Origin of the sequence: Paenibacillus sp. CECT 9249 (assembly GCF_918697855.1) — a bacterium.
Lineage (GTDB): Bacteria > Bacillota > Bacilli > Paenibacillales > Paenibacillaceae > MSJ-34.
Genome location: NZ_CAKKLI010000001.1, coordinates 31,751 through 51,866 on the forward strand (window position 1 = coordinate 31,751; position 20,116 = coordinate 51,866).

The window sequence follows — 20,116 nt, forward strand, 5'->3', positions numbered from 1 at the left end:
CGAGCGGCCCTCCTTACTGATAACACTTCATGATCAAAGTAATTCGATTAATTTAATATTCTTAATCTTTATCTTATTGTAAACTGTTATTAACTTCAAGGAAAAAGGGGTTTTTCATATGCCGAAAGTGAGCGGACTGGAAGGGATCATCGCTGCGGAAACGGATGTAAGCCTCGTTGACGGCATCAACGGATATCTCGTTTATCGCGGCTACTGGGCGAAGGAGCTTGCCCTGAACTATAGTTATGAAGATGCGGTTTATTTGCTAATTTACGGCTGTTTGCCAAATCGCGAGGAATCGGAAAGGTTTGCATCGCTCCTCGCTGCGAACCGGGAATTGCCCGCCTATGTGATCGATTTGATTCGCGGATTGCCTGACGATATGGATATGATGAGCGTCCTAAGAACGGCCGTATCCGCTCTAGGAACAAGCGAATATCAATGGGAGCCCGACGACGGGCAAGCGATTCGGGCAATCGGCGCCATTCCGTCGATCGTCGCTTGCAGGTATCACCATGTAAGCAAAACCGACGTCGTACCGTCCGACCCGGCCTTAGGGCATGTTGCGAATTATTTATATATGCTAAGCGGCAAGAATCCGTCGGCGGCTCACGTCAAAGCATTGAACGCTTATTTTGTATTGACGATGGAACATGGGATGAACGCGTCCACCTTCGCGGCAAGAACGATCGCTTCTACCCAATCGGACTTGATATCGGCCATTGCGGGAGCGATCGGCGCGTTGAAAGGCCCGCTGCACGGCGGAGCGCCCTTTGAAGTCATTCAAATGCTGAACGATATCGGCGCGAAAGAAAACGCTGAGCATTGGCTCCGGCGCAAGCTTGAAGATGGAGAACGGATCATGGGATTCGGGCATCGGGTCTATAAAACGCGGGATCCGCGCGCAGAAGCGTTGAGAGAGATCGCCGAACAGTTAACCGGCGACGATGCATGGTTCGATTTTGCCGTACATGTGGAAAATACAGCCTTAACGTTGCTGGAGCAATACAAACCAGGCCGCCAGTTGTATACGAATGTGGAATTTTATGCGGCAGCCGTCTTCCGGGCCGTCAACTTGCCGGATACATTGTACACGGCCACTTTTACCGCTAGCCGGGTTGCGGGTTGGTCGGCTCATATTTTGGAGCAGGCGCCGGTCAATCGGATCTTCCGCCCTCAATCGACTTATACCGGTGTTATGCCGACGCCGGTATAAGCGTAGAACGGCATCGTGACACGGAAACCGTCCTTCAGCAACTTCATTAAAAGTTGCCGGAAATGACCGCTGCGGTTTCTTCGGAAGTAGTACTCGTCCACGTAACTTTGCAAGTATCGGGGGGCCACGCTGCGATAAACGGATCGAATAAATTGCATGGCGTTGCCTGCCATTATTGCTTTGGCTTGTTCGACAATAGGCTCCGCTTCCTTCTCGTTCATACGGGACAACGGATGATAGCGGAAGCTTCGTGCGATGCATGACCGTCCCCGAGGTCACGGAAACCTGCAGACGGCAGTCCAGACATTGGTAGAAACGACGTCCCTTAAGCTCGCAATACCGTTGGCTGTCGCACCTGGGACAGCAAAAACCTTCCGACCAGCGCAATTGGAACAGGTATGTACGGCAAGCGTCTTCATCCTCAAACTGCCTCATAAATTCCGCCACGGAAATCAATCCGACCGCCTCCTTATAAACTTCCTTGCACCCATTATACCAAACATATGTTCTAATATCAATATTTTATATCAATTTTTTAACATTTTTCATGCGGCAAAAGACCCGGTTTCGATAAATGTATCTCATTTTTTTACCTTCTGAATAAAGTGCATATATTTCGAAGAACGTAAGTTCCATAATAGAGAAATGTTAAGTTTCATAATGAAGAACAGTAAGTTCCATAATCGTGAAAGTTAATTTTCTTAATGAAGAACGATAGTTCCATAATGAGGAACAATAGCGTCATATAACCGTCTCCATAATCATCCTTTAAAACCCGCTCATTAGCCAAGCTACGACATTAACCCTAAATTCCGGTCATATATGTATCAAACTCAGCAACTCAAAAATAAAGAAACCATCGTCCAGAGCCACGTTTTTTGCAATATGTTGTTTGTTATAGTGTTGATGCTGTTCATTCCAGCAAGAAACGATCGCCCCTCCGCCACGTGGTATTCGCTTTGGCGTATTGGTCAGAGTTATGATGTCAAAAACGCCCGGTCCGGGCATGTTGCAGCAAAGCGGCGTCAAACGCAAACAAACCGCTTCATCCAAGATGAAACGGTTTGTTTTTGTTCATTCCATTTCGAGCGCCGTGGCGCGCACGTTTTGTTCCAGCAGCGGATCGGCGATGACGATGTTCAGGTCGTAGTGCGCGAACGGAGCTTCTTCATATCGCTCCAGCTTGGCAAGGTATGCACGGGCATCGTTCAGCAGCAGGCCCAATTCAATGCCTAGAATTCGTTCAGGATACCGCTCCAATTTCTCGACGGCGCCGCGGAACAATTTCGTTGCGCCTGAGATATTGCCGTTGCGGTGATGATACAGAGCGACGGCGACTTGCAGAAGCCCCTGATACAATAAGTCCCGCCCTTCTTCCAGCCAAAGCTCCTCCATCACTTCGTGGCATTCGAAGTAATCGCGTTTTACGTTAAAATATACGATGAATTGAACAAACAACGGATCATACGTCATCGTTTCGCCTGCCTTTATTCGCAGCATCGACAACGTCCAATAGTTCTGCATGCAATTTTTTTAACGCTTCATTGTCGTCCCGCTCCCATAATTCGTTGAAGCGCTGCTGGAACTGGGCGGCCTCGTTGACTCTGCGGTAGTAATATAGAACTTGGATCAAATTCAACACTCTCGACGTAAGATTCGAGCGTTCGTCGAAGCTTTTTTGCGCCTCCATAATTTCTTGCCTGATGCAGGACATTTCATTATCGAGAATAAAAGCCGCTTCCGCCGCTTTTTTCAGCCGTTCGCGCATTTCATCGGGCAAGCTTTCTTTATATTTGTAATTCAACGAATGTTCGATCGTCGCCCAGAAATTCATGGCTAATGTACGAATTTGAATTTCCGCCAATACTTTTTTCAACCCTAAAGCGGTTTGAACCGGATATTCCACGATCATATGGAAGCTGCGATAACCGCTTTCCTTATAATTCGTAATATAGTCCTTCTCGTATATTAATTTCAGGTCTTGCCGCGCGCGAATCAATTCCGCCACCCTATGAATGTCTTCGACGAACTGGCACATGATCCGAATGCCGGCGATATCCTCGATTCCGATCTCGAGATCTTCCATCGATACGTTCAATCGTTTCGCTTTTTCTAGGATGCTCGAAATTTTTTTCACCCTGCCCGTCACAAACTCGATCGGGGCGTATTCCTCGCGTCTTTTCAATTCCGCGCGCAATGTTTTGAACTTGACCTTCAATTCTTCCACCGTTTGTTCGTAAGGCAGCAAAAACGTACCCCAATCTCTTCCGTCCATTCATGATACCTCCCGACCTCAAATAGACCTCACTACGTACAATCGCAGTTAATGCCCTCGGACATCCGCGCCGACAGCTTCGGAGATATGGCGAAAGCCGTCGCGCTGCAACAATTCTCTCAACCCGCGATGAACTTCGCGGTTTATGCCGGGACCTTCGTATATTAGCGCCGTATAGATTTCAACCAGGCTTGCGCCGGCACGTATCTTCTCATATGCGTCCCGGGCGGAGAATACGCCTCCGGAACCGATAATCGGCAGCTTTCCTTCCGTTTGGCGATAAATTCGCCGTATCACTTCCGTGGACCGTTCCCGCAGCGGCTTCCCGCTCAATCCGCCCGTTTCCTTGGCGTTAGGATGCGTCGTACCGTCGCGCGTAATGGTGGTATTGGTCGCGATAATACCGGAAACGCCGCTTTCCTGGATGGTGACGATCATATATTCCAACTCCGCGTCGTTCACATCGGGGGCAATCTTCACGAGCACCGCTTTGTACGAATCGGAATGACGCTTCCGCTGCAGGTCCATTTCTTCTGTAACGGCTTGAAGCAGTTCGCGCAATTCGTTGCCATGCTGCAAATTCCGCAAATCCGGCGTATTCGGCGAACTGATATTGACCACGAAAAAATCCGCATATTGGTATAATGTCCGAATACAAGATTGATAATCGGCAAACGCCTGCTCGTTCGGCGTCGCTTTATTTTTGCCGATATTGATCGCTACGGGAATTTTCCTTTCCCTGTAGCGGGCGAATTGCCGCGCCATCGCCTCGGCGCCTTCATTATTAAATCCCATTCGATTGATCAAGGCTTCGTCGGGAGTCAATCGGAACAAACGCGGCGAATCGTTGCCCGGCTGGCCTTTCGGCGTGACCGTTCCAACTTCCATAAAACCGAAACCGATCGCAGAGAAGCCTTCGACCGCGATAGCGTTCTTATCCAATCCCGCGGCAAGCCCGATCGGGGTAGGGAAGCGAAGTCCGAATAAATCGACGGCAAGATCCTCCGTTTCCTTCACATGGTACATTCCGCGCAGCATCGGAATCATTCCCGGAATTTTGGACGCTGTATGTAATCCTCCTATCACGACATGATGCGCTTTCTCAGGATCCATTTTAAAAAAAAGGGGTTTAAGTATATTTTGGTAAAGCAACGTTCTCCAACTCCGTTCCCAAAAATTGCAGCCAGCAAGTTTTTCTCCATTAACCAGTTTATCTTTTTCCGTCAAAAAAGAAAAGTCCGCCCTTTCGCACAAGCCATTGTAGAAAATAAAGCGGAAAACGATTACAATAGGGGTAAGCCTATTTTTATTTTAGAAAGAAAGAGGTCGTTTATTATGTCCACGAAAAGAAAGCCACCTACCATCGCCCAAAAACCGAAGGAAGAGGTAAACAAGAAAGCGCTCATCTGGGTGGGATGCATTTTTGCCGCGCTCGTTATTGTCGTTACGCTTCTCCTTGTATTTTCAAACGGGTCATAGAACTTATAACCATCTATAGATTTTATGGGGGTTCGTCTGGTCATGCTGCTGCTCGCTCCGGAAACGTTGTTTCGGAACGTTCTCCTGATCCGGCAGAACTCCCTTTTTAATGATCACTTCCGTGCCGATCGGCACAAGGTCGAACAATTCTTCCAAATCCTCTCTTCCCATGCGCACACATCCCAAGGAGCGGTCCAGACCGATGCTATCCGGTTCATTCGTCCCATGAATCGCGTAATCCGTATCGGAAAGCGTCATTCCGCGGCTGCCGAATTCGCCGGTTGCGGATCCGTTCGGATTGACGACTTTTTCGGTAATGACGAACGATCCTTCCGGCGTTTTCGAACCTCCCAGACCGATCGGATAATTGCGCAGCATCACGTTGCCGCTAACGACCGCCAGCCGGTAATTGTTCTTATCCACAATAATTCGCAACGGTTCTTGCAGCAAGGCTTGTTCCGTCCCGGCGCTTTGCGGATCGGCGGCAGCATTTCCGCTAGGAACCGAATCGCTCGATCCGTTACCGGGCCGCGCGAACTCGGCGATGATCGACGCGAACATCGTATGCATAGGCGGCGTAATGCCCGACATTGTATTATGCGGATAAGGCCCTGTCAGTTCTTCCAAAGATTCGGGCAATCGGCCATGCTCCCTTTGGAAACTAAGTATCGCCGATCGCAGCACAAGCCGATGCTCCTGCCGCACCGCCCATTGCGCCGCCATATCTTCGAACGCGGCCGGTTCGGCCGGTTCGCATAAGCAAACCGCGGGATCATACGATTGCAGGCGGACCGCCCCGCTTCCCTCTTCCCGCTCCATCGACGCTGCGACGTCAGGCCGATGATCCCATAGCAGCCAGCCGTCTTCGCTATTCAGCCGCACCAGCAAAGCGGATTCCGACGGCGTTCGGGACAGCAGCATTTGATATAGCGCGTCCTTGGTCCATTCGGAACGCTGCATATCGGCGATATAGATCGCCGGCCGATTCGCGCCCGCAGGCTTCGTTTCCGGCAATGCCGTAACGGTACGGTCAGGCTGCTCGCTTACCGAAGGCAGGCAGATTAAAGCTAATATTGCCAGCAATAGCAAAACGAAGCGTCTCCGCTTCTTCCGGTCCTGCATGCGCTCCATTTTCCGCCGCAGACGCTCTTCGTAGCCCAGCAGCAAATCGGCGGGAATTTGCGTCGATTCGAACGCCTCGTACACTTGTCCCGCCTGATTATAACAATAGTTCGCTTTGCCGAGCGCGCCGGCCGCTTCGTATTCTTTGCCGAGCAAATACCAAGCCATGCGGTTTTCGGGATGGCTTTGCACATATTTTTTCAAATATAAAAAGCTGTTCATCGCTTGATCTCCTCTTATTCCGATGATTCGGTGTTTACTTCATTTATCGGATAAAAGGGCCAAATAAAAAACCCCCTCGTTTCTCGAAAGAAACAAAGGGATGATAAATGCGTATGATAACCGGGCTATTATTCGAACGGTTTGTCGGAAATTTTAATGGAATCCGTCGGACATCCGTCGCATGCGTCCTGCAGATCGTCGTACAAATCTTCAGGAATTTCCGTTACGCCGCGATTGTCGTCGCCTTCGTAAATCACGAACGCGAGCCCTTCGTCGTCATAATCGTATATATCCGGAGCCGTAGCGCCGCAAGCGCCGCAAGCGATGCATGTATCTTTGTCTACCCATGTAAATTTTGCCACAATATATTCCCTCCTGATTGTATGAACACCCTTCTTGGAAGCCTCACCATCAATATAATACAAATAATAGGCAAGTTCAAACCTTTTTCAAGGTAACATGTTTACGTTTCCGTGTCCAGTTTCTCGTTACGGATGAAATCCATTTGCAGCGAGGTGCCTCTCACTTTATCGTTGCGCAGCAAGGCGGAGGGATCGTCGCCCAGCATTCCGGCCGTCACGATCGCATTTTCCCCGTATTTATCGCGAATCCGGTCCATCGTTTCGTTTAATTGCTCTCTTTTCGGCTGCTTCTCAAAGTCGAACAAATCGAGTTGAATCGCCGATTCGGCTTTCGGCTTCAAATTTTGCAGCGTAATTCCTAACAGCCGGACCGGACGCTGCTCCGGCCAATGGCGCTCGTATAGAGCGCATGCCGTTTTGTATATATCATCCGCCGACTCGGTTAAGGTCTGCAGCGTTTCCGAACGCGTCAATGTTTTCATTTCCGGCGTCCGAATCGTAATTTGCACCGTTTTGGCAAGCAGCTTCTGTCTTCTCAGCCTGCGCGCCACCTGATCCGCCAAGTTCAGCATCACGCGGCTGACGTCTTCCGGACGGCTAATATCTTGCGGAAGCGTCGTTGTATGCCCGATCGACTTATTCGTCTCGCGCAGCGGATTGACCGGAGCTTCGTCGATCCCGTTCGCCGCCTGCTTCAGCCACGTGCCGACGACGCCGAAGGCGTCGATAAGCCGCTTCTCGTCCGCGGCGGCAAGCTGGCCGATCGTGTAGATTTGCAGCTTTTTCAGCTTCTGGGCCGTTTTATGCCCGATGCCGAACATTTCGCCGCAAGGTTTGTCCCACATCAATCCGGCCATATCGCGTTTGCGCAATACGGAAATGCCGTTCGGTTTCTTCATATCCGAAGCCATTTTGGCTAAAAGCTTGTTCGGCGCCACTCCGATCGAACAGGGCAACGACAACTCGAGGCGAATGCGGTTTTGCAATTCGGAAGCGATCTCCAGCGGAGTGCCGAATTGCTTCGAGCCTGTAATATCCATATAACATTCGTCGATCGACGTCGCTTCGACGAGCGGCGTATAGGAATAAGCGATCGTCATGAACGCTTTGGAATAACGCCGGTACAAATGGAAGTCGGGAGGGATAATGATCAGCTCGGGGCATAGTTTGGACGCTTCCCTTACCGTCATGCCCGTCCGAACGCCGAAGCGCCGCGCCGCATACGAACAAGTTACGATGATGCCTTTGCGAAGCTCGATGCTGCCGGCCACCGCCGTCGGTTTGCCGCGGTACAATTCAGGCTGTTCCGCCTCGTGCACCGAACAGTAAAACGCGTTCATATCGACGTGCAGTATGACTCGGCCGCGCACCGGATAATAATCGTTTACTTTCATCGCCCTGGTCTCCCCCCCGTACCGTTTTATGAAAAAATTTGAACGAACTATCTACTTTCCATAAAACAAGTGCTATAATAGTTCATTATACATTTGAATGAAATGTAAGACTAGCAAAGGAGGTCCAATATGCCAACCGAAATCGCGATCTTCGATACCACCCTCCGGGACGGCACGCAAGGCGAAGGCATCAGTTTGTCCGCGGACGACAAGCTGAAAATTGCACAAAAATTAGACACTCTTGGTGTTCATTATATTGAAGGCGGCAATCCGGGCAGCAACGGTAAAGACATCGAATTTTTCAAACGGGCGCAGCAAATGAAGCTGCAGGCGAAATTAACCGCTTTCGGCAGCACGCGGCGCAAGAACACGCTCGCCCATCAGGACGCCAATTTGAACCGCATCGTCGAATCGGGCGTGAAAGCGGCCACACTCGTCGGCAAATCATGGGATTTCCATGTGCATACCGCCCTGCAAACGACGCTGGAAGAAAACTTGGCCATGATTTACGATTCCATCGCTTTCTTGAAGCAGAACGGGCTGGAAGTGATGTTGGATGCGGAGCATTTCTTCGACGGATACAAGAACAATCCGGAATACGCGCTTTCCGTTGTGCGCAAAGCCCAGGAAGCCGGGGCGGATTGGGTCGTCATGTGCGATACGAACGGCGGTACGCTGCCTGGCGAGATCGGCCGGATCGTCACGACGGTATCGAATGAAGTAAAGATCAAACTTGGGATCCATACGCATAACGATTGCGAATTGGCGGTTGCGAATACGCTTGCGGCCGTGCAGGCGGGAGCCCGCCAAGTGCAAGGCACGATAAACGGCTATGGCGAACGATGCGGAAACGCCAATCTCTGCTCGATCATTCCGAACTTGCAATTGAAAATGAACTACGCATGCATCGATGAAAAACAGTTGGCCCAATTAACGAACGTTGCGCGGTACGTCAGCGAAATCGCCAATGTGCATATGCCGGTTAACCAACCCTATGTCGGCAATGCCGCATTCGCCCACAAAGGCGGCATTCACGTCTCGGCCATTATGAAGGATCCGCGCACTTACGAACATATCGAGCCGGAGAAAGTCGGCAACAAGCAGCGGATATTAATCTCCGAGTTGGCCGGCCAAAGCAATATCGTATCGAAGGCGCAGGAACTCGGCGTCAAGCTCGATTCGAACAATGCGCAAACGAAGAAAATTATGGAAAAAATTAAAGATTTGGAGCATCAAGGCTATAAATTCGAAGGCGCCGACGCTTCGCTGGAACTTCTCCTGCGGGAAGCGAGCGGGCAAATCAAGCATGTGTTTACCTTGGAATCGTTCAAAGTAATTGTCGAGAAATCGCATGACCGTCCTTTCCTGTCGGAGGCGATCGTCAAAATTAATATCGACGGAGACTGCGTATATACGGCCGCCGAAGGCAACGGTCCCGTCAACGCGCTCGACAACGCGCTCAGAAAGGCGCTGCTGCAATACTACCCTTCGTTAAAGGATATGCACTTGTCCGATTACAAGGTGCGCGTCATGGACGACCAGGATGCGACGGCCGCCAAAGTGCGCGTGCTGATCGAATCGACCGATTTCCACAATTCCTGGAATACGGTCGGCGTATCGACGAACATTATCGAAGCGAGTTGGGAAGCGCTCGTGGACAGCTTCCGTTACGCGATGCTCGGCCAAACCAAGAACGAATTCGTCAAATCCGACGACACGCTGCGCCTTGGTTTGGTAAACCATTAAGCCGCACCAATAGCAAAACCTTAAGGAAGCCGCTCCCTTCCTTAAGGTTTTTTCTTTTTACTCTTTTATTAATTTTTGCACGATGCGCTCAAGTTCTTTAACCGGTTTTATTCCGACGATCACCTCGCGAACTACCCCGTTCTTGTCAATCAAAAAATTGGTAGGGAAAGCAATGCCGCGATACGTTTGGTACACATCCCCGTTCTCATCCATTAAGATCGGATTGGTCAAGCCGTACTCGTCTACGAACGCCTTCGCTTTGTCGGGCTTATCGTATTTCGTTACATTGACGGAATATAAATCGAATTGATCCTTGTATTTCTCGTACAAATATTTCAAATCGGGCGCTTCCGCTTTGCATGGAGAACACCATGACGCCCAAAAATTAAGCATCAGCACTTTATCGCTCCGGCCCCCAACGTTGTAAGTCTCGCCGTCAAGCCCTTTCAAGCTGAACGACGGGGCCAGCATATCCTTTTGCGGTCCGGTCTCGGTCGGCAGCGCCTTGGCTTCAAGCCCGCTTTTGTTCTGGACGAACGCTACGCACGCCAAAGCCACGATTGCCAATACGATCAATACATTTCGTTTCATCGCCATTCCTCTTCACGCTTTTTTATTTACTATTGTACCCTTTACTTCATGATCTTTTCAAACATTGCCAAAACTTTTTTGAAGAATGCCGTTCCTCTGTTGCGGGAACAGTAAATGTATGCTTATGAAGAAAGCAACAAGAGAGGTCTGAGTCATGGCGAAAACAAAATCAAGAAAACTTCTGATATCGTTCGAAAGCGACATCGACGCAGGGAATGAGGAGAACCAAACGTCCCGGTCCGAATCGTCGGCGGAACCGGAAGGAGCCGGCAAAGGGCTCGTATGGCAATTTATTGCCTTGGCTTCCGTCCCGCTCGTGCTTGTGCTCGGAAACTCCATGCTCGTTCCTATATTGCCGGACATGAAGCGGCATATGGGCATATCCCAATTTCAGAGCAGCTTGGTTATTACATTGTTTTCCGTAACGGCCGGTATCGTCATTCCGATCGCCGGATACTTATCCGACCGTTTCAGCCGCAAGGCGGTCATGATTCCCGCATTGATCATCTACGGCGCAGCAGGCATTTTGGCCGGTTTCGGAGCGGTTTGGAATTCATACGCCGTCCTGATCACGGCCCGGGCCATTCAAGGCTTGGGAGCGGCCGGCACCGCCCCGATCGCGATGGCGCTCATCGGCGATATGTACAAGGACGCGACGGAGAGCAAGGCGCTTGGATTAACGGAAGCGTCCAACGGCGCAGGGAAAGTCATCAGTCCGATTCTAGGCTCGCTGCTGGCCTTAATCGTATGGTACGCTTCGTTTTTCGCTTTTCCCGTCTTTTGCGCCCTATCGCTAGTCGCAATCATCTGGCTCATCAAAGAACCCAAAAAACAAAAAGATCCGATGCCGCTCGGCACGTACGTCAAGACGATCGGCGATATTTTTCGCGAAAAAGGCCGCTGGCTCATCACTTCGTTTCTCGCCGGAGCGTTGGCGTTATTTATTTTGTTCGGCATCTTGTTCTATTTGTCGAATATATTGGAAAAGCCGCCCTACAATATCGACGGCGTCGTCAAAGGTCTCGTGCTCGCCATTCCACTGCTGGCGATGGTGACGAGCGCCTACATTACCGGCAGCGTCATTAAGAAGAACGGGCTGCTTATGCGCTGGCTCATGAATATCGGCCTGGCCATGATGACGTTGGCCTTCGGATTGTCCATCTTCTTCTTCCGGAACATTTACGTATTCATCGGGCTGCTTACGATCAGCAGCATTGGAACCGGATTTCTCCTCCCTTGCTTGAACACGATGATCACCGGCTCGGTGGAGAAGTCGCAGCGCGGCATGATTACATCGCTTTACAGCAGCCTGCGCTTTCTCGGCGTCGCGTTCGGCCCGCCCTTGTTCGGATGGATGATGGGCATATCGAATCAGAAGATCTTTATCACCGTTTCGATTCTTTCGTTTATCGCGCTCGGCCTGACGTTCTTCCTCATCAAACCGGCCAAAGAAGTAAAGTAACAACTCCGGGATGCCGCAAGGCTCCTTTTTTTTGAACAAAAAGCGTTACGTTTGACTGTACGGTTTGAATTCAGTATCATAATGATAACCGAAAAAAAGCTTAGTCGAAACAGTGAGGTGGGGTCGATGAAAAAAAGGAAGGAAGAGAACCTGTACCGCATTGGCGAATTGGCGAAACTGGCGAATGTCAGCGAACGGACGATCGATTATTACACTTCGCTCGGTTTGATCGCTCCGGCGCAGCGCTCCTTGAAAAATTATCGTTTGTACAACGATGAAACCTTGCTCCGTCTGAAACGTATTATTCAAATGAAGTCCGAGAAATATTCCCTCGACGAGATCAGGGACAACTTGAACGAATGGAATAAAGTGACGGACGAGGAACAAATGTCGCAGCGGTTTACGGCTTTGCAGATGCATATGCAGCAGTTGGAACGGGAAGTGAAGGAATTAAGCCCGATTATCGATCAGATGAAACCCCGGCAAGCGAAACATTTGTTCAAGAACTTAACGCCGCAAAGCGCGGCCGTAATCGAAGCGCTGCTGCTTTTGCTAGGCAAAGGCCCGTTTATGTAATGGTTAACGTGCTTCCGAAGCCAGTTTTGTACGAAGTTGGTCAGGAAGTATCGCTTACAAAACTTTTAGGAGGAATTATCGTGTCTGCCAACTGGATGTACATTCCCATTATTCTCGCTTTCATCCTATCTCTTTGGGCGCAATTCCGCGTCAAAGGGACATTCAACAAATGGTCGAAGACGCCGACTTATAGCGGATTGACCGGATACGATGCGGCGCGCCGCATGCTGGACGCCAACGGGCTTCACGACGTGCCGATCGAGCCGGTGCCCGGCGCATTGACGGACCATTACGATCCGATCAAACGGGTTGTCCGTCTATCCGAGCCGGTCTATTACGAAAGATCCATTTCCGCCGTATCGGTTGCTTGCCATGAAGTCGGCCACGCGATTCAACACCAGCAATCGTATCCGATGCTCGTATTGCGCCACAAAATGTTCCCTGTCGTCAATTTCGCATCCGGCATCGCGCCGTTCTTGCTGCTGGCAGGTTTCATCTTCGGCGCGCTGAATCTGATCGGCCTGGGCATTATTTTCTTCTCGGCCGCCGTCGCCTTCCAACTCGTGACGCTGCCGGTCGAGTTTAACGCCAGCAGCCGCGCGCGCGAGCTGATGGTATCCGAAGGATTTATTACGAACGACGAGGAACGGGGCGTTGCCAAAGTGCTGAACGCGGCAGCCTTGACCTATGTAGCCGCCGCTTTGTTATCGTTGCTCGAGTTGATCCGCTACATTTTGATCTTTACGAACAATCGCGATTAAAGTCCGAACGACGCGATAAGGGGCTCCGCTCAAGTAGTTTCTCGCTACTGAGCGGAGCCCCTATTTCTATTGCAGTTGCTATTTCATAATTCTTCGTTCCGGAAATATTCAAGCAAGAACGAATGAAACACGCTCGCCACAAGCGGCAGCTTCTCATGGGTATGATGAATGAGTCCGATCGGCCGTCTCACGCGCGGTTTGCTGATGCGAACCCGGATCGGCTGCAGCGTCCTCGTTTCAAACAACGACATTTCCGGCAGCAGGCTTACGCCGAGCCCGGCCGCAACCAAGCCGCGAATCGTATCCGTTTCCTCTCCCTCGAAGCCGATCTTCGGCGTAAATCCCGCATGCAGGCAAGCGTTCCACACGATCGGCCGCAGCGAATAACCGGGACTGAACAGAACGAACGTTTCGTCCCGCAATTGATTCAATTCGATCGATTCCTCGCCGGCGAGCGGATGGTTCGGCGGCAAGATTGCGAACAGCTCCTCCATTAAAATAATTTCGCCCGTAACATGCTCGTGCTGATCGGGAAACGGAGAGATGAAAGCCAAATCGACTTCTCCGGAAATAACGTCGCGGATAATCGAAGGATATATCCCTTGTTTCAGGCGAAACTTCACGTTCGGATGCTTCTTGCGAAACTCGGCCACAACTTCGGGCACGAGATGAATGCCCAAGCTGTGCGGAAAGCCTAACCGGATTTCCCCGAATTCGGGGTCGAGAAACTCATGCACTTCGACGACGGTACGGTCCAATTCTTTCAATATCGATTCTACTCTTTTGCAAAACAATTGGCCGACCGGCGTCAGCTGTACGTTTCGTCCTTTTTGCAGAAACAGCTTGACGCCCAACTCCTCTTCCAACTGGTGAATTTGGCGGCTGACCGCCGATTGGGCCACATGCAGCTCTTCGGCCGCCTGCGTCACATGTTCCTTTTGCGCAACCTTTACGAAATATTGCAACTGCCTTAATTCCACTTAATGTACACTCCGTTCTATGACATCTTCCACATTGACATAGTCAGTGATAAATTTATCATCCTTCTATCTGTTTTTCAATCCATATTTTTCGACCGTCACACGCTTGCCTTCCCGCGCATCAACGCGTACAGCACGAATCCCGCCAGCAGCCCGCCGACATGGGCCCATAGATTAATATTCGCTACGATAAAAGAATAGATCAGCCCGAATACAAGGATCGTATAAACGGTTTGCCGCGACCCCGGATCCAGCATATTGCGCTGAAGCAAAGCGATAAACAAGTATGCTCCGTAAACGCCGTAAATCGCTCCTGAAGCGCCCGCGGAAATATGAACCCCCGTAGCCATCAATTCGCTGACGACGTTGCCCAGAAGGCCGCTCACGAGGTAGAACAGCGCATATTTCCCCGATCCGAGCAAACGCTCCAACGGCGGAGCGAATACAAACAGAGCGAAACAGTTGAACAGCAAATGATCGAAGCCGATATGTAGAAACATCGCTGTAAAATAGCGCCAATATTCGGCAGCGTACGGACCGGCATTCAGCATCGCCCCGAAACGAACCAGCGTCTCGCTGTCCCTCGAACCGCCCTGTGTCGTAAGCACGATAAACATGACGATGTTCGCCAGCAATAGAAGCGATGTGACCGGGTAAATCCGTATATATTTGCGGAAGCTTTCGTAACGTATAAAGATCATCAAACCACTCCGTTCGTTTTCTCACTTTAGATGCAGCCCTCCTAAAACCAGGGCAAAAAAATCGCATTTCATTGGACAATCCGCTTTCGGTAAGACTATAATAAAATTTGGTAACCGAATCTTTATCATTTTAAGGAGGCTTTTAATATGGCACAAGAACGTACAAACGTTGCAACTTTCAAAGGCAACCCCCTTACATTAATTGGTCCCGAGTTAAAGGTTGGGGATCAAGCTCCAGACTTCAAACTTAACAAAAATCTGCTGGAACAAGCTTCGTTGCAAGATTACGCCGGCAAGATCAAGTTGATCAGCGTCGTTCCTTCCATCGATACGGGCGTATGCGACGCGCAAACCCGCCGTTTCAACGAAGAAGCGAGCAAATTGGGCGATAATGTCGTCATTCTGACCGTCAGCGCCGATCTTCCGTTTGCGCAAGCGCGTTGGTGCGGAGCGGCCGGAGTGGACAAAGTCGTCATGCTGTCCGACTATAAATCCAATTCCTTCGGCGAAGCGTACGGCGTATTGATTAAAGAGTTCCAGCTCGACATGCGCGCGGTGTTCGTCATCGACGCGAACGACAAGATCAGCTACGTCGAAGTGTTGAAAGAAATGACCGAGCATCCGGATTACGACAAAGCGATCGAAGCGGTCAAAGCGCTTGTATAAGCTCAGCTGAGCTTTTTGAACAACCTAGAATAATGAGAGTTCAAAAAGTCAACTTTTCAGCACCGAGAAGGTTGCGACCTATATAGTCATACGTAAAAAGCGAGTGAAGGTTTCCCCTTCCTCGCTTTCCTTATCGTTTGTTTAATTTGTCGTTTTATACACGGCCAGCTTCTTGTCCAGGACCGAGTACAACTCCATAATGACGCGATAGTTCGAACCGAAGTCGCCCATGCCCCCGCGGGAAGCCGAATAAATGTCGACCGCCGATTTCATCGGGCCGGCCGGTACGACGGAGACGGTAATGTCCATCGTTCTGCCTGTAATCGTCCGTTTCTCCAGCGTAATCTCGCCGACGGAAGCTACTTCGTGCAACAGTTTATAGCCGGGAATCTTTTTTAAAGTGGAACCGACTTCTTCCCACGCTCTATCTTTGGATAAATTGTAATAATGCGTTTTCAATTTCGGATCTTTCGCTCGGTCGCTTGTTGAATCAAAACTGCGAATAATTCCGACCAGTACTCTTTTGAGTGACAAAAGAATTTCCTCCTTTGCTGATTCCGTAAACATACTATCCATAGTTTAACACTGTTCGTCCCAGAACAAAAGAGGATTTGCACAAAAAAACCCGCCTATGCCGTCCGATTCTTATGTTTCTGAACCCGCTCTCGCAGGTGGGTGTCCGCAGAAACGCTTTTGAAGTCCCATCGTATGGGCGTGACAGCCGCGTTGCAATATAGAACTCCCAAGAAACCAACATTGGTTCAAAACAACGTGGAATCGAAACGAACATCGCAGGATGTATTACTTATTATAGTGGGTTCGGCCCGAAAAGTAAACTAACGGTCTCGCCCATTATCTTCCTGCAGCAGCTCCGGCGGCAGATCGTCGCCGTCCGCCTCGTTCGCATCCTTCTTCTGCAGTTGCTCCTGCATTTTCAAGAAGGTCATATAAAAATTATAAAATGCAACGGCCGCAACGACGCTGCCGAAGAAAAAGATGATCAGAAACGGAAAGCGCAAGCTGATGTAACCCGCCGCAATCGTCACGACGACGGTCAAAATAATCCGGAAAGGCTTCACGATCGTGAGCAGCACGGCGTTTTTCACGAGCTGAAACGTTTTCATATGATAATGAACGACCATGGAAAAAAAGTTGAACATCGAGACCAGCAAAACGATCAAAAATGCGAGCATTACGAAACCGACCGCTTGAAAGCTTTGCAGTTGCGTCATGTACACCGTATAGTCGATATACATAATCGCGAACAATAACGTATAGAAAATTCCTCCGACCATGCTTTGCTTGTAATTTTGCTTGTACCCTTTAAAGAACGTGCCTAGCAGCTTGACGTCCGTCTCGCCCATGACCCATTTGCGAACGACGGTAAACATGGCCGCAGTTGCCGGGAACAAGGTAAACGGAGCGACGATCGCCATCGCCCAAGTCATCGTAAGAGATTCATTGTGAAATTCGGCTTGGGAAACAAGCAATTTCGTCAGCGCGAAAAATAAAAACGGCGACGAGCATAACAGCCATAACAAATTAGTCACCGATAATCGCATAATCCATTCCGAGATGCGGTAAAAACCGCCCATGATCCCTCTAAATTCCAACGTAATCCTCCTCCTGAAAGTTTTGTAAGCCATACTTCCCGAAAGGTTCGTCCGCAACAAAACTTATTTCGGAAGCATACATAACATGTACTTATAAATATAACTCAACAGGCAAGCTTTTTTCAATTACATCTCACGAAAAAAGACGAAGTGCGGGACTCCGTCTTCTTTCGTATTTATGCCGATGCGCGGCTTAAAAATCGTTCGTTTTATCGTAACGTTTCGCAGGTCTGCGGTTATCCCCGGTGCGCGGCTTGCGGTCGTCGCGGCTGTAACCGCCGTCGCGTCCGTATCCGCTCTTCGAGTAACCTCCGCGGCCTCCGTCGCGGTTGCTGCGATTATAGCCCCCGCCGAAGCGCTCTCTGTCTCTTCCCCCGAAGGAAGGTTTCCGGCCGCTGGCGCGCAAGTCCGGTTTGCGGCGTTTGACGCGAATCGGTTCTTCCGGCGTCAATTCGATCACCGCGTCCTTCTTCTCTCCGGTTAGCAGCTTCATCGCCGCCGATAACAACTGTACGGAATCGAATTGTTCCAGCAGTTGGATGGAAATGCCTTTAAATTCGCTGTAGTCTTCATTTTCGATAATTTCAAGAATCCGTTCCGCCGTCATGCGCTGCTTGCCTTCAATGGCTTCGGCGAGCGTCGGCAAAGGCTTGCGGGTAATGCGATGGCGGGTTACCCGTTCGATAAAATGCAGATGGTCGATCTCGCGCGGCGTAACGAAAGACCATGCCGTTCCTTCCTTGCCCGCGCGGCCCGTCCGGCCGATGCGATGCACGTAGCTCTCCGGATCTTGCGGCAAGTCGAAGTTGACGACATGGGATACGCCCGTCACGTCCAAGCCGCGGGCCGCCACATCCGTCGCGACCAACACGTCGATGCTGCCGTCGCGGAATTTGCGCATGACCGTGTCGCGTTGATTCTGCGATAAATCGCCATGCAATCCGTCCGCGGAATAACCGCGCTTTTGCAATGCTTCGGCCAATTCGTCGACACGGCGCTTCGTGCGGCCGAAGACGATGGCGAGATCCGGCGACTCCATATCGAGCAAGCGGCTGAGCGCTTCGAATTTCTGGCGTTCATGCACTTCGATGTACGCTTGATCGATGAGCGGCGCGCTAACTTGCTTCGGCACGACCGAGACATGCTCCGGATCTTTCAGGAATTGCTGCGCCAGCTTCTGAATGTTCGGCGGCATCGTCGCGGAGAACAGCATCGTTTGCCGCTCTTCCGGCACCAGGCTCAATATCGTTTGAATGTCGTCCATGAATCCCATGTCCAACATTTCGTCCGCTTCGTCCAAAATAACGGTGCGCACTTCATCGAGCTTGATCGTTTTGCGATTGATATGGTCCAGAAGCCGCCCCGGCGTTCCGATAATGATTTGCGGCTTCTTCTTCAGCGCCCGGATTTGACGGACGATATCTTGCCCGCCGTAAATCGGCAAAGAGCGAATTCCTTTGAAGCGCGAAAGCTTGCCGATTTCTTCCGCCACCTGTATGGCCAGTTCCCGTGTCGGCGTCATAATGAGCGCCACGATTTTCTCTTCCGTCGTTTCGATTTTGCTGATCAGCGGAATGCCGAATGCCGCCGTTTTACCCGTTCCTGTCTGTGCTTGTCCGATCAAATCTTTGCCGGTGAGCGCAATCGGAATCGACTTGGCCTGAATCGGCGTCGCCTCTTCAAAGCCTAATTCTGTAATCGCTTGAAGCACCTTCGGTTCAAGACTGAATTCTGAGAATGTTTTCAATACCTTCATACTCCTTCTATGTGCTATGTGGTGGACAATCCACTCCTCTTGACTGTATCCTTAAGTAGCGATAAACATTTATAGGCTATCCCAACAAACTGGTCTTATTACAGAAACCCGCACTCTTATACATGAACCAGCTGACAAAAACATTCCTAAAAAACATTGGATATGGAAAATAATCCCTACTTAAGAACATCCAATACATTATAGCACAAATTAAATAGGGAATACCAGCGACATGCATATTAAATAATAATGACGAGGTGATTTCAAGTGAGACGGATTTGGGATTATATCGCCGTAATCATAGGCGCGGCGGCGATTGCGGCAGGCTCCAACCTGTTTATTATTCCGCATCATTTGCTTAGCGGCGGCGTCGGCGGAGTGGCAATGATTACCGGTTATTTCACCGATTGGAACATCGGCATCCTCTATTTCGTATACAATGTTCCGATTCTCGCCGTCGGCTGGTTTCTGCTCGGCAAACGCTTCGTCCTGCTCAGCACGGTTTCCGTTATTACGACGACTTGGCTGATGCAAGTCATCCCTGTTCACCAATTCAACGCCGAGCCGATATTGGGGGCTCTCTTCGGCGGGGTGCTCGTCGGCTTCGGCAGCGGCCTATCGATGCGGGTCGGAGGCTCTTCCGGAGGTTTCGATGTCATCGGCTCCATTGTGACAAGGTACCGCGATTTGCCGATCGGCAATATTCTCGTGATTATGAATTTTGTCGTCATTATCGCGCTCGGTTACTTGAAGCAAAACTGGGATCCGGCTTTATTTTCCGTCCTGACCATTTTTATCGCCAGCAAAGTGATCGATTTCATTCATATAAGCCATATCAAAGTAACGGCTTTTATTATTACAAACTGCACCGAGCAAATGTTGGAGAAGCTGCTGACATTGCCCCGCGGCGTTACGATCATTAAGACAAAAGGGGCGTTTACCCATGTAGAAAAAGATATGCTGATGACCGTGACGACGCGCTACGAATTGGCCGAACTGAAGCGCATCATCAAGACGATCGACCCGAAGGCATTCGTCAACATTGTCGAAACGGTCGGCGTCGTCGGCTCGTTCCGCAGGCGCGGTACATAACGTTTCCCTCCCGTCCGCTTCCTTCCGCGCCGAATATGCGTATACAATTTTTCGACCGAATATGGTATAATAAGTAGCAGGCAAGTTCCATTTTGCATATCG

Annotated in this window: 22 protein-coding genes, 1 other RNA gene and 1 pseudogene; 8 read left to right on the forward strand and 16 right to left on the reverse strand. The window is 50.2% G+C overall.

The annotated features are described in order from the left end of the window. Positions 1-118: 118 nt before the first annotated feature. Entirely contained in the window at positions 119-1,216 is a 1,098-nt protein-coding gene (locus LQ229_RS00150; RefSeq protein WP_230190648.1) for a citrate synthase/methylcitrate synthase, read from the forward strand. On the opposite strand, the gene LQ229_RS00155 is transcribed toward LQ229_RS00150, so the two are convergent. From LQ229_RS00155 to LQ229_RS00175, 6 genes and pseudogenes are all read right to left on the reverse strand, one after another. Beyond that, on the reverse strand, positions 1,186-1,437 hold the full coding sequence (locus LQ229_RS00155) for a hypothetical protein (protein WP_230190649.1): 252 nt from the start codon (positions 1,435-1,437) through the stop codon (positions 1,186-1,188). The two genes, LQ229_RS00150 and LQ229_RS00155, sit on opposite strands and share 31 nt — an antisense overlap. A gap of 76 nt (positions 1,438-1,513) precedes the next feature. Further along, positions 1,514-1,651: pseudogene (locus LQ229_RS27225) on the reverse strand (transposase); the annotation flags it as partial. A 381-nt stretch (positions 1,652-2,032) separates the two neighbouring features. After that, positions 2,033-2,269 carry a hypothetical protein gene (locus LQ229_RS00160; RefSeq protein WP_230190650.1) on the reverse strand — a complete coding sequence of 79 codons (237 nt, stop codon included), beginning with the start codon at positions 2,267-2,269 and terminating at the stop codon, positions 2,033-2,035. A gap of 21 nt (positions 2,270-2,290) precedes the next feature. Then, positions 2,291-2,689, reverse strand: coding sequence for a DUF309 domain-containing protein (locus LQ229_RS00165; protein ID WP_216537848.1), 399 nt, complete (start codon positions 2,687-2,689; stop codon positions 2,291-2,293). Beyond that, positions 2,679-3,491, reverse strand: a complete 813-nt coding sequence (locus LQ229_RS00170; protein ID WP_216537847.1) for a GTP pyrophosphokinase family protein — start codon at positions 3,489-3,491, stop codon at positions 2,679-2,681. Before LQ229_RS00170 ends, LQ229_RS00165 begins: the two co-directional genes overlap by 11 nt. 48 nt (positions 3,492-3,539) lie before the next feature. Beyond that, on the reverse strand, positions 3,540-4,643 hold the full coding sequence (locus LQ229_RS00175; protein WP_230190651.1) for a quinone-dependent dihydroorotate dehydrogenase: 1,104 nt from the start codon (positions 4,641-4,643) through the stop codon (positions 3,540-3,542). On the opposite strand from LQ229_RS00175, the gene LQ229_RS00180 reads away from it, so the two are divergent. Continuing rightward, entirely contained in the window at positions 4,632-4,970 is a 339-nt protein-coding gene (locus tag LQ229_RS00180; protein WP_216537907.1) for a hypothetical protein, read from the forward strand. The two genes, LQ229_RS00175 and LQ229_RS00180, sit on opposite strands and share 12 nt — an antisense overlap. A 3-nt stretch (positions 4,971-4,973) precedes the next feature. Here the strand turns inward: LQ229_RS00180 and LQ229_RS00185 are convergent, their stop codons facing one another. From LQ229_RS00185 to LQ229_RS00195, 3 genes are all read right to left on the reverse strand, one after another. Continuing rightward, positions 4,974-6,314 (reverse strand): L,D-transpeptidase, encoded by a 1,341-nt coding sequence (locus LQ229_RS00185; protein ID WP_216537845.1) that lies wholly within the window; start codon positions 6,312-6,314, stop codon positions 4,974-4,976. Between the two features lie 128 nt (positions 6,315-6,442). After that, positions 6,443-6,676: a ferredoxin gene (locus tag LQ229_RS00190; RefSeq protein ID WP_216537844.1), complete on the reverse strand. Its 234-nt coding sequence runs from the start codon at positions 6,674-6,676 to the stop codon at positions 6,443-6,445. A 101-nt stretch (positions 6,677-6,777) separates the two neighbouring features. After that, positions 6,778-8,070, reverse strand: coding sequence for a DNA polymerase IV (locus LQ229_RS00195; protein ID WP_216537843.1), 1,293 nt, complete (start codon positions 8,068-8,070; stop codon positions 6,778-6,780). Between the two features lie 129 nt (positions 8,071-8,199). Here LQ229_RS00195 and cimA point away from each other — a divergent pair, with 129 nt between their 5' ends. Beyond that, positions 8,200-9,816, forward strand: a complete 1,617-nt coding sequence (gene cimA, locus LQ229_RS00200) for a citramalate synthase (protein WP_216537842.1) — start codon at positions 8,200-8,202, stop codon at positions 9,814-9,816. A gap of 57 nt (positions 9,817-9,873) precedes the next feature. Here the strand turns inward: cimA and LQ229_RS00205 are convergent, their stop codons facing one another. Beyond that, the gene (locus tag LQ229_RS00205) at positions 9,874-10,407 is read right to left on the reverse strand and encodes a TlpA disulfide reductase family protein (RefSeq protein WP_216537841.1); all 534 of its coding nucleotides are present in this window, start codon (positions 10,405-10,407) and stop codon (positions 9,874-9,876) included. Positions 10,408-10,561: 154 nt separating this feature from the next. Between LQ229_RS00205 and LQ229_RS00210 the strand changes: the two genes are divergently transcribed. The 3 genes from LQ229_RS00210 (at position 10,562) to LQ229_RS00220 (ending at position 13,206) form a co-directional block, all read left to right on the forward strand. Then, positions 10,562-11,869, forward strand: coding sequence for an MFS transporter (locus LQ229_RS00210; protein ID WP_216537840.1), 1,308 nt, complete (start codon positions 10,562-10,564; stop codon positions 11,867-11,869). 126 nt (positions 11,870-11,995) lie between these two features. Further along, a complete protein-coding gene (locus tag LQ229_RS00215; RefSeq protein WP_216537839.1) occupies positions 11,996-12,445 on the forward strand; it encodes a MerR family transcriptional regulator in 450 nt (149 codons plus the stop codon). Positions 12,446-12,540: 95 nt separating this feature from the next. After that, positions 12,541-13,206 (forward strand): zinc metallopeptidase, encoded by a 666-nt coding sequence (locus tag LQ229_RS00220; protein ID WP_230190799.1) that lies wholly within the window; start codon positions 12,541-12,543, stop codon positions 13,204-13,206. Positions 13,207-13,289: 83 nt separating this feature from the next. Here LQ229_RS00220 and LQ229_RS00225 read toward each other — a convergent pair whose 3' ends face one another. Both LQ229_RS00225 and LQ229_RS00230 read right to left on the reverse strand, forming a co-directional pair. Continuing rightward, positions 13,290-14,186: a LysR family transcriptional regulator gene (locus LQ229_RS00225; protein WP_216537838.1), complete on the reverse strand. Its 897-nt coding sequence runs from the start codon at positions 14,184-14,186 to the stop codon at positions 13,290-13,292. A gap of 98 nt (positions 14,187-14,284) precedes the next feature. Further along, complete coding sequence (locus tag LQ229_RS00230; RefSeq protein WP_216537837.1) at positions 14,285-14,887, reverse strand: rhomboid family intramembrane serine protease; 603 nt, start codon at positions 14,885-14,887, stop codon at positions 14,285-14,287. A gap of 147 nt (positions 14,888-15,034) precedes the next feature. Here LQ229_RS00230 and tpx point away from each other — a divergent pair, with 147 nt between their 5' ends. Continuing rightward, entirely contained in the window at positions 15,035-15,553 is a 519-nt protein-coding gene (tpx, locus tag LQ229_RS00235; protein ID WP_216537836.1) for a thiol peroxidase, read from the forward strand. 141 nt (positions 15,554-15,694) lie between these two features. Here tpx and LQ229_RS00240 read toward each other — a convergent pair whose 3' ends face one another. From LQ229_RS00240 to LQ229_RS00255, 4 genes are all read right to left on the reverse strand, one after another. Then, on the reverse strand, positions 15,695-16,087 hold the full coding sequence (locus LQ229_RS00240) for a DUF1499 domain-containing protein (protein ID WP_216537835.1): 393 nt from the start codon (positions 16,085-16,087) through the stop codon (positions 15,695-15,697). An 84-nt stretch (positions 16,088-16,171) separates the two neighbouring features. Further along, a non-coding RNA gene (ssrS, locus tag LQ229_RS00245) (6S RNA) lies at positions 16,172-16,354 on the reverse strand. Between the two features lie 35 nt (positions 16,355-16,389). Next, a complete protein-coding gene (locus tag LQ229_RS00250) occupies positions 16,390-17,166 on the reverse strand; it encodes a DUF624 domain-containing protein (RefSeq protein ID WP_216537834.1) in 777 nt (258 codons plus the stop codon). A gap of 193 nt (positions 17,167-17,359) precedes the next feature. Continuing rightward, on the reverse strand, positions 17,360-18,913 hold the full coding sequence (locus tag LQ229_RS00255; protein ID WP_216537833.1) for a DEAD/DEAH box helicase: 1,554 nt from the start codon (positions 18,911-18,913) through the stop codon (positions 17,360-17,362). Between the two features lie 276 nt (positions 18,914-19,189). Here LQ229_RS00255 and LQ229_RS00260 point away from each other — a divergent pair, with 276 nt between their 5' ends. Next, a complete protein-coding gene (locus LQ229_RS00260) occupies positions 19,190-20,014 on the forward strand; it encodes a YitT family protein (protein WP_216537832.1) in 825 nt (274 codons plus the stop codon). The last annotated feature ends 102 nt before the right edge of the window (positions 20,015-20,116 follow it).